The organism is uncultured Meiothermus sp. (genome assembly GCF_937863175.1).
In the GTDB taxonomy this organism is placed as follows: domain Bacteria; phylum Deinococcota; class Deinococci; order Deinococcales; family Thermaceae; genus Meiothermus.
Genome location: NZ_CALMCQ010000275.1, coordinates 1 through 10,037, shown reverse-complemented (window position 1 = coordinate 10,037; position 10,037 = coordinate 1). Strand labels below are relative to the sequence as shown.

Sequence of the window (10,037 nt, the reverse complement as noted above, 5' to 3'; positions counted from 1 at the left end):
CCCAGAAGTATGACCCCGAGGTTGCTCTGGGCGAGGAGATGGAGTTCCCGGTAGACCCCGAGGAGTTCAGCCGCATTGCTGTGCAGATCGCCAAGCAGGTCCTTACCCAGCGCCTCAAAGAAGCCGAGCGCACCCGCGTTCACAACGAATATAAAGACAAAGAAGGCGAGGTCGTTACCGGCAGTGTGGCCCGCGTAGATAACCGGGGCAACGTGTATGTCGAGCTTGGACGGGGGGAAGCCCTGATGCCCCAGAAAGAGCAAATCCCCACCGAGCGCTATCACCCCGGACAGCGGGTGAAGGTCTACTTGAAGCAGGTGCAGCGCTCAGCCAAGGGCCCCAGCCTGGTGGTCTCCCGCGCTAACGAAGAGCTCTTGCGATTCTTGCTACGCCAGGAAGTGCCCGAGATTGCCGAGGGCATTGTAGAGGTCAAGGCCGTGGCCCGCGAACCAGGCAGCCGCTCCAAAGTTGCAGTAATGAGCCACAACCCCAATGTGGATCCCATCGGGGCCTGCATTGGGCACAAGGGCCAGCGCATTCAGGCGGTGTCGGCAGAACTGGGCCGCGAGCGGGTGGATATTATCCAGTGGAGCTCCAACCCCAAAGAGTTCATCCGCAACGCGCTTTCACCTGCCACCGTGGGCGAGATCGTAACCGAGGCTGCTACCACCGAAGATGGCAAAAACCGTGCCGCCGTAGTGGTTGCCAAAGATCAACACTCCCTGGCCATTGGCAAGGCCGGGCAAAACGTGCGCCTGGCTTCCAGGCTGACCGGCTACGAGATTGATTTCGAGGAAGCCGAGGAAATTACCGACCTCGACGCCGCCATGCTGAAAGCCGCCGAGAAGGAAGAGGGCGTGAAGGTCTCACAGGACGCGAAGAGCCGGTTCGAGAGCCTGTTCAAGGAAGGTGAGTAGGCATGCCGCAAGCCTCAGGTCGCAAGCCGGTAGTCAAACTTTTCTTTGACCTGAGGCCTGAGCCCTGTGGCCCGTGACGGAGGCAAAATTCCGATGGCTAAACACGTCCCCATTCGCCAGTGCATGGCCTGCCGCCTTCGCAGGCCCAAGCATGAATTGTTGCGGATTGTGCTTACGGAGGCAGGCCCAGTCCTCGATCCGACAGGGCGCAAGCCCGGACGCGGAGCCTATGTGTGCCCCGACAAACCCGAGTGCTGGGTCGAGAAAAAATTGCGCCGTTTTGCAGGAGCCACTGCTGCAGAACTTTCGCAGGCATTACAGGCCGTTTTAGTAATACAGGACAAAAGCGCCAGCACTCCCACGACGAGCCCAAACGAATCCACAACCCGGGGTCAGATACAACCTGGTGTACCGGCACTGTCCGATCAGACAGGGGAGCGACCCCGCTCAACTTAGATTCATCAGGAGGTCAGCATGGCAAAAATCAGAATCTATCAGCTCGCAAAAGAACTTGGCATGACCAACGACGAGCTGCTAAAAATCCTCGACGAGATAGAGGTGGCCTACAAGTCCCATGCCAGCACCCTCGAGGAAGACACGGCCAGAACGGTCAAGGAACTCATCGGCGAGCAGAAGGTGGCCGAAGCAGCTCGAAAAGCCGAGGAAGCCCGTCAGGCCATCCCCCATCGCCCCCCAGTGGTGGTGATCATGGGCCACGTGGATCACGGCAAAACCAGTTTGCTGGACTACCTGCGTAAGAGCCGCATTGCCGAGAAAGAAGCCGGCGGCATCACCCAGCATGTGGGTGCATTCGAGGTCAAAACGGCTCCACGCAGTGGCTCCCAGGGCGGTACAGTGGTGTTTATTGATACCCCCGGCCACGAGGCGTTCACCACTATTCGCCAGCGCGGGGCCAGGGTCGCTGACATCGCGGTAATCGTGGTAGCGGCTTCCGAAGGGGTGATGCCGCAGACCAAGGAAGCCATCGCCCATGCCAGGGCCTCTGGGGCCAAGGTCATCTTTGCCGCCAACAAGATGGATTTGCCCAACGCCGACATCAACAAGGTATACCAGGATCTAATGCAAATGGGCATCATTCCCGTAGCCTATGGCGGTGATGCGGAAGTGCTGCCCATCTCTGCCAAAACCGGCCAGGGTATCGCAGATCTGCTCGAGACCATCCTGCTGACCGCCGAACTCGAGGATCTGCGGGCCGACCCCAGTGCCGAAGCCCAGGGGGTCATCCTGGAGGCGCGGGTGGACAGGCAGGCTGGAGTCCTGGTAAGCCTGCTGGTACAGCAAGGCACCCTCAAAATTGGTGATTTTGTAGTGGCTGGGGAACACTGGGGCAAGCTCAAGGCCATGTCGGACGCAGAGGGCACCCGGCGCAGCGAGGCCGGGCCAGGTGGCGCAGTACAGGTTCTGGGTTTTTCGGATCTACCGGTGGCCGGTGATACTTTTACCTGGGTGCCCGATCAGGTTGCCGCTAAAGAAATTACCGAGGAACGAATCGAAGAACGCAAGGCCCGGCAGGGCCTTTCTGAGTTGAGCCGGGCTCGCAACCTGGCCGATCTAATGCGTTCGATGCACGAGGCCGAGCAAAAAGAGATCAACCTGATTCTGCGTACCGACACCCAGGGCTCGCTCGAGGCCATCCAGAATATTCTGGCCAGGGAGTCCACCGAGGAAGTCAAGATCAACGTACTGCTGGCCGGGGTGGGAACCCCCAGTGAGTCGGATGTCTTGCTGGCCTCCACCGCGACCGGGGCCATCCTTTCCTTCAGTGTCAACCCCAGCGGTTCGGTCAAGAAAATGGCCGAACAAAAGGGTGTACCGCTGCAAACCTTCCGCATCATCTACGAGTTGATAGACGAGATCCGCAAGATGGTCAAGGGGCAGCGTGAGCCGGTGTTCAAGGAGGAAATCCTGGGCATTGCCGAGGTGCGGGCCATCTTCAAACTCTCACGGGGGGTAATTGCTGGCTGCATGGTGACCTCGGGCAAAATCTCTCGCAACGCGGATATGCGCGTACTACGCAAGGGTAAGGAGGTCTGGAAGGGCAAAATTGAGGGTCTCAAGCGTGTCAAGGACGATGTCCGTGAGGTGGCCCAGGGTTTCGAGTGTGGGATCCTGCTCGAGGGGTTTACCGAGTTCCAGGAAGGCGACATCCTGGAAGCCAGTCAACAGGTCGAGGTAGCGACAGATTAGGGCTATGTACGAAAAAAAACAATAACACGGTCTGCTTCTTACTGGTTCACTCAGCAAACCCTCGAGCCCTTTTCCGCTACAGTGATGTCAATGGGAAATATTGCACGGTGGATTTTCAATCTGTTGTTCACCCTGATTCCGGGGATCCTGCTGGTGGTGTTCTTTGTCAGTCTAGCAGCCTTCTTCCGCGATCTGCAGGAGTATCACACCCTGCAGACCCAGGCGGCCGAGGCCCGGCTGGAAATTGTCCGATTGCAAGCTGTCGGGAGCGTGAATGTCCAAACCTTAGAACAGACCAGGAACATTTTGATCCAGCGTCTGCAAAATATCGGGGTGCGGGGCTTCCGTGTAGAGATCCAGAACAGCCGTATGACGGTTCGCTTGCCGCAGCTCGAGGCCGCCCAGCGCAATCGGGCCAGGGCCCTGCTGACCCGGCGTGGAAATCTGGCTCTTCAACTGGTAAAAGCCAGCGCAAACCATCGTACCATTGGCCAACTCCGGCCCGCCGATCTGGAACCACCCCTCCTTACCAACCGCGACCTGGAAAGGGTGCAAGCAAACCAGGGGGAGTCAGGCCGTCCGGCCCTAATCCTGCGTCTGAATCGGGAGGGGGCCGCCAAGCTGGCTCGCCTTACTGCGGCAAATCCCGGCCGCCGGGTGGCCGTCGCGGTGGACGGGCGCATCCTGATCACCCCTACCATTCGCGGCCCGATCGCCGGCGGTACGGTCTCTATCCAAGGCTTCAACTCCCAACAGGAGGCCCTGTACCTGAGCGATCTGCTACAAACCGCCCCCTTGCCCTTGCGGCTGGAACTGGTCGGAAACTGAAAATTGCTCTACACTGGGAAAGCTGATGCATTTATCCTGGCTCCGCTGGACTGCACTGCTCACACTGGCTGTGATCAGCCTGGGGCCAGGCATGCTCTGGTCGTCCCCAAATAGCAAGATTGAGGCCGATTTCGGCCAGGGCTGGAGTGCGGTTCCCCTACCGCAACAGATTGTTGATGCCAAAAGCAAGCTCCACTCTCCGGGTTTTAGCCTCTTGGTGCTGTCTCTCGGGCTCACCCCACGGATTCGCCAAGCCCCCATTCATGCAGGAGCCCCCTACCGCCCGGCCCCACCTCGAGGTCGGTGGCTTTATTTGCTGTACGCCCGCCTGCAAACCGATGACGGCTAAGCGTGCTATGGCAGCTCCAGCGAGGTGCATTGCACCTGAAACCCCAAATAACCTGTTAGACAGCTCCAGGTAGGTTTCTATAGGCATGGCGGAGTTCATTTCGAGTTTAGCAATACTCCGCTCGAGCTGCACACCTACAAGTTTCAATACCCTCAGGAATAACCATGACCAAACGCCTCTGGACAGGAATTTTTCTCTTGTTGATCCTTTTTGGAGCGACCGCAGGGCTGTTCCGCCCCTGGGATGCTCGAGACCCGCAAAATCCTTTGTTGCCTCACGACGGCCTGATTCGACTGGGCCTCGACCTGCAGGGTGGCTTGCGCGTCACCCTCAAAGTAGTGGATCCAGACCCCGACCCCCAGATCGCCAGAACCAACCTGGACGTAGCCCGGACTGTAATCGAAAACCGGGTCAATGCCATCGGGGTAGCCGAACCACTGGTACAGGTACAGGGCCATGACCGTATCGTTGTAGAGCTGCCAGGTCTCACCCCTGAGCAACAGCAGCGTGCTTTGGACTTGATCGGCCAGACCGCCAGGCTCGAGTTCCGCATCGTAAATCAGGGCGCCCAGGGCACCACGGTTGCACAGATCAACGCGATACTGCGAGATGCTGGCCTCAGCGGGGCAGAGCTTACCGCCCGCCGGGCTGAACTCGAGCAGGGCCTTTTCAAACTAACCGACCTGGGGCCTCCCCTTCTGACCGGTACCGATCTGCGTACGGCCAATGCCTCCTTCGACCAGTTCGGGCGACCACAGGTAGACATGGAGTTTACCGCCGAGGGTGCCCAGAAATTTGAGGAGGCTACGCGAGCCAACGTTAACCGACAACTGGCAGTAGTGCTGGACGACAAGGTCTTCACTGCTCCCAATATCCGCCAGGCCATTGGGGGTGGGCGGGCCGTGATCGAAGGGCTGGCCAGCGTACAGGAGTCCTCCGACATCGCCCTGGTGCTGCGCTCCGGTTCGCTGCCGGTCGAGCTAGATGTGGCCGAGACCCGCGCCATCGGCCCCACCCTGGGCCAAGACGCCATCACCGCAGGAATTCAGGCAGGCCTCATCGGAACCATCCTGCTCTTTGTGCTGATCTTCGCCTACTACGGGTTCTGGTTAGGGCTGGTTGCGGCCCTGGGCCTGCTTTATACATCGATCTTGTTGCTGGCCTCCATCTCGATGCTTGGCGTAACCCTGACCCTGCCGGGCATTGCAGGTCTGATTTTGACCCTGGGCGCAGCCGTGGATGGTAACGTACTGTCCTTTGAGCGTATCAAGGAAGAACTCAAGCTGGGCAAAAAGTTTCGCCAGGCTGTTCCAGGCGGGTTTTCGTACTCCATCGTCACAATTCTGGACGTTAACATGTGTCACCTGCTGGCAGCGGCGGCTCTTTACCAGTACAGCACCGGCCCTGTACGGGGCTTTGCGGTGATGCTGGCACTGGGCGTGATTGTCTCGGTCTTCTCGAACATCGTGACCAGCCGCTGGATGCTCGAGGTAATTGGGGATCGCCGCGAGGTCAAGCCCCCCTACTGGCTGTGGGGAACCAGAATAGATTTCATGAAATACGCCCGCAACGTTTCCTTGTTCTCACTGGTCACCGCACTGATGGCTGTGGGGGTAATTGCATTCAAGGGCTTTAACTTCGGCATTGACTTTACCGGTGGAACCGCCTTTCTGGTGCGGGTCGCCGACGATGTGCGCTCAGAACAAATCCGCCAATTTTTGGATCAGGCCGGAATTGCCGGGGTGCGCGGAGACGAGTCGGTAATTACATCCCTGACCAGTGCTACCGGTAACGAATTCTCTGTGCGGGTGCGGCAAATCACCGAAGATCAGCGGATCGAACTGGAAAAGCGGTTCCGAGAACAGCTTGACGCTATCGTACTGCAGTCCGAGACCGTGGGCCCGACCATTGGTGCCGAATTGCGAATGACGGCTATTCTGGCTGTGCTGGTGGGGCTGGCGCTAATTCTGGTGTACGTCGCCTTCCGATTTGACTGGGTCTTTGGAGTGGCCAGCGTGATTGCGGTGGGTCACGACGTGGCAATCGTGGCAGGGATGTATAGTCTGTTGGGATTGGAGTTTTCCATTCCCACGGTTGCAGTTTTGCTTACCGTGGTGGGATTCTCGCTCAACGACTCCGTTATCATTTCAGATCGGATCCGAGAAAACCTCAAGCTTATGCGCGGGCATAGTTACTTCGAGATCGTCAATGCCTCCATCAACCAGACCCTATCCCGCACCCTCATGACCTCCCTTTCTGTTTTGCTGCCGGTCCTGACCCTGCTCTTCCTGGGTGGTCCAGTACTCTTCGACTTCGCGCTGGCGATTCTGGTAGGCTTTGTTGTGGGCACCTACTCTTCCATCTACGTGGTATCGGCCCTGGTGGTCTGGTACAAAACCCGCGAACAACAGCGCAAAACCGCAGCCAAAGTCCGTTCGGCCTGATATAAACCCAGAGATTCTTACCTTCCTCTTTTTCGGGGAAGGTTTCTTGTTTCCAAGACTTCTGTGCTGACAAAACTGAGGGTGGGGTCACAGGGCGGTTTTCAAACGGTTGGCATCGCTATCTGGGTTTTCGCTATTTTCACCCACGGGGTTGCACAAATGAGTGCGCCCTCTACGATCACCGCCCTAATCCCAGCCAGCAACCATCTCATACCAGATTCGGAACCCGACCGAAGGGAGACGCTTTTTTCACCGACCGTCAGGGAGGGGTGTGCAGTACCAAGAACCCGAGCCCCAAGCAGTCCCCGCTTGGGGCAAATTGCCCGGTAAAACTAGGCTACTCTGGTTACATGAGCCCATCGCTGCAGGGGTATTTTCAAGTTGCACAAGCAATCTGGGAGGGGTTGCCTCCCGTCACACGCTTTGGCGCCCAGGATGAACACACCCTGAGAACCTACCTGCCCCAGTTGCAACGCTGGGAAGATCCAGTTATCAATGGCTTTTACGACGCCTTGTTCAGCCATCCAGCCACCCGTTCGGTGTTCCGTGAGGGTGAACGCGCCATGCGCGAACAGGTTTTGCGGATCTGGTATCGGCGCACGATTACAGGGCCTTTCAACCTCGAGTACTTCGCCTGGCAGATCCTGGTTGGTCAGGTACACCATAATCGGGGCATCTCCAAAGGCCAGGTGATGGCAATGTGGGGCTGGCTCACCGAGCAAATCTGGCAGCTTTCCCACATCAGCCTACCTTTAGACGAAGCCGACCAGCTGACCATGGCCTGGATGCGCCTGGCGAACTCTGTCAAAGCCATGGCTGCCGACGAGCGGCTCGAGGCCTATCTGCAAGCCCTAGAGCAGCAATCAGGGGGCAACCTCCGCATCCTGCAATCCGCGGTTGTGAGCTGGCTCGAGGAGCTAGGCAAGAGTTCCAGCCACAGCTAAGCGTTTGCAGAGTGCACAGGCCGTGCGGGTTCTACTCCCACTCAATCGTGGCCGGGGGCTTGCTGGTAATATCGTAGACCACCCGCCCAACCTCCGGCACCTGGCGGGTGATTTTGCGGGCTATTTCATCCAGAAAATCCAGCGGCAAGCGGGCCCAGTCGGCGGTCATAAAGTCCAGGGTGGAAACCGCCCGCAGGCCCAACACATAGCCGTAGCTCCGTTCATCCCCTATCACACCAACGCTTTGTATGGGGGTAAGAATGGCCGCAGCTTGCGAAACCTGGTCGTAGAGGTTCCAGTCCCGCAGGCCAGAGATAAAGATATCGTCGGCCTGGCGCAGGATGTCCAGTTTTTGTGGGGTGACCTCGCCCAGTATACGAATCGCAAGACCGGGGCCCGGAAAGGGATGCCGCATGCGGATGGGCTCCGGCAGGCCCAGCAGCAAAGCCAGCTCGCGTACCTCGTCCTTGAACAAGTAGCGGAAGGGCTCGAGTAGCTGGAACTCCAGGTCGTCCGGCAGGCCGCCCACGTTGTGGTGGCTTTTGATGTTGGCGCTGCCCTCGCCGCTGCCTGCCGACTCGATCACATCGGGGTAGAGCGTCCCCTGGGCCAGCCATCTGCAGCCCTGAACAGACAACTGCCGGGCCTCGCGCTCGAATACCCGGACAAACTCCCGGCCCACAACCTTGCGTTTCTGCTCGGGGTCGGCTACCCCCTGCAAAGCCGACAAAAACTGCTCGGAGGCATCTACCACCCGCAGCGCCCGGCCCAGCGGCCGCAGGGCTTGCTCGACCTCGAGGCGTTCGCCGAGTCGGAGCAGGCCATGATCCACAAATACCGCCGTAAGTTTGTCGCCAATAGCATGTGAAAGCAGGAGGGCCAGGGTGGACGAGTCTACCCCGCCCGACACTCCCAATATGACCCTGTCGTCACCCACTTTTGAGCGAATCTCGGCAATCAGGTTTTCCAGGGTGTGCTGGGCTGTCCAGTCGCGGGCCACCCCGGCCAGGCTCAGAAAATTCTCCAGTACCTGCATCCCCTTGGGGCTATGCACCACCTCGGGGTGAAACTGCACCCCAAAAGTGCGCCCATCCGGTGCCGCAATTCCTGCCACGGGATTCTCGTGGGTACGGGCAATTATGCTCCAGCCCTCGGGTAAGACCGTGACCGCATCGGAGTGCGACATCCACATCTGCAGTTCGCCCTGCAAGCCAGCAAATAGCGGGCCGGTATGAAACTCCAGACTGGCCTTGCCATACTCGCGCCGTCCGGCGCGCTCGACCTGGCCTCCGTAGTGCTGGCTCAGATACTGCATGCCATAGCAGATGCCCAAGGTGGGCCAGCCCTGCTCCAGCACCCCCGGGGCAGGCCGTGGACTGCCGGGATCGAAAACCGAGGCCGGGCCACCAGAGAGAATAAGGGCCTGGGGGTTTTCGGCTTTGATGCGCTCCAGGCTTGCAGTTCCAGGCAGTATGACCGAGTAGGCCCGCAACTCCCGGATGCGGCGGGCAATCAGGCGGGTGTACTGCGAACCATAGTCAAGGATAACCACACTCATGCAAGAAGCATAAGGCCGAAGTTAATAAGCTCCAAGCCGAAGGCATGGCACCGATGCATCCCCGTGGAGTTCTTGAAGATCCGTGGTGGCAAGTCTCAGGTCAAGGGTCGCTCAACGGCCTGTTGTTCGGAAACCGGTGTTACTTTCAACCTCAGTACGGGTTGTGAGAGCACGCCCTTACCGGGTCGCTAGCGCAGGCTGATGGTGACGCCGCCAGGGCTGGGCACTTCAATCAGGGATTCCACTGGGGCACGGCCCTGCACCCGAACGCGAATGCGATAGACCCCCGGCTGGTCAAAATCTACCCGCCCCGGCACTTCGGCGATCTCAGTGTCAAGCGGCATTCTGGAGCCTTCGGGAATTTCCAGTACGATGATACTGGCCCTCGAGTCTGGCGGCTGCAGGCGAAACTCTACGGGATAGACCGTTGCGCGTGGGGAGGGCTGGGTTCTTGAGCGCAGCCATAAACCAACTCCCCCCGCCAGCAACGACAGTGGAATAATCCATAGCCAGACCAAAAATGAGCGGCGGCTGGCTGGCCGTGGTTCAAGCACCTCAAAAGGCGGCTCGAGACGATCCTCGATGCGAATACGGCGGGGCGGTATGGCAGCCGGGGGGGAGAGCGACGGTTCGTTAACCTGCACCTTGAGGCTCTTGCTGGCGGCGGGCCTGGGGGGATTGGGTTCTGAAGCCACTGGTTCACCTGGTGTGGGCACAACTGGCGTGGCTACCGACACCGGGGGCAGCGCGATGGCAGCGGCCTCGAGTTGCTCTGCCAGGACCGTGTAG

General features: G+C 59.0%; 7 protein-coding genes and 2 pseudogenes. 7 read left to right on the top strand and 2 right to left on the bottom strand.

What is annotated here, in order from left to right:
* From nusA to Q0288_RS10285, 7 genes and pseudogenes are all read left to right on the top strand, one after another.
* On the top strand, positions 1-917 hold a 917-nt coding region (gene nusA / locus Q0288_RS10315), incomplete at its 5' end, for a transcription termination factor NusA (protein ID WP_299430083.1).
* A 93-nt stretch (positions 918-1,010) separates the two neighbouring features.
* Positions 1,011-1,259, top strand: a pseudogene (locus Q0288_RS10310) (YlxR family protein); the annotation flags it as partial.
* Positions 1,260-1,391: 132 nt separating this feature from the next.
* Entirely contained in the window at positions 1,392-3,125 is a 1,734-nt protein-coding gene (gene infB, locus Q0288_RS10305; RefSeq protein ID WP_299430081.1) for a translation initiation factor IF-2, read from the top strand.
* 90 nt (positions 3,126-3,215) lie between these two features.
* Positions 3,216-3,953 carry a hypothetical protein gene (locus tag Q0288_RS10300; protein WP_299430079.1) on the top strand — a complete coding sequence of 246 codons (738 nt, stop codon included), beginning with the start codon at positions 3,216-3,218 and terminating at the stop codon, positions 3,951-3,953.
* 25 nt (positions 3,954-3,978) lie between these two features.
* A complete protein-coding gene (locus Q0288_RS10295) occupies positions 3,979-4,302 on the top strand; it encodes a hypothetical protein (RefSeq protein ID WP_299430077.1) in 324 nt (107 codons plus the stop codon).
* 164 nt (positions 4,303-4,466) lie between these two features.
* On the top strand, positions 4,467-6,746 hold the full coding sequence (gene secD, locus Q0288_RS10290) for a protein translocase subunit SecD (protein WP_299430075.1): 2,280 nt from the start codon (positions 4,467-4,469) through the stop codon (positions 6,744-6,746).
* Between the two features lie 350 nt (positions 6,747-7,096).
* On the top strand, positions 7,097-7,690 hold the full coding sequence (locus Q0288_RS10285) for a protoglobin domain-containing protein (RefSeq protein ID WP_299430073.1): 594 nt from the start codon (positions 7,097-7,099) through the stop codon (positions 7,688-7,690).
* Positions 7,691-7,721: 31 nt separating this feature from the next.
* Here the strand turns inward: Q0288_RS10285 and guaA are convergent, their stop codons facing one another.
* Complete coding sequence (guaA, locus tag Q0288_RS10280) at positions 7,722-9,248, bottom strand: glutamine-hydrolyzing GMP synthase (RefSeq protein WP_299430071.1); 1,527 nt, start codon at positions 9,246-9,248, stop codon at positions 7,722-7,724.
* A gap of 188 nt (positions 9,249-9,436) precedes the next feature.
* Positions 9,437-10,037: pseudogene (locus Q0288_RS10275) on the bottom strand (hypothetical protein); the annotation flags it as partial.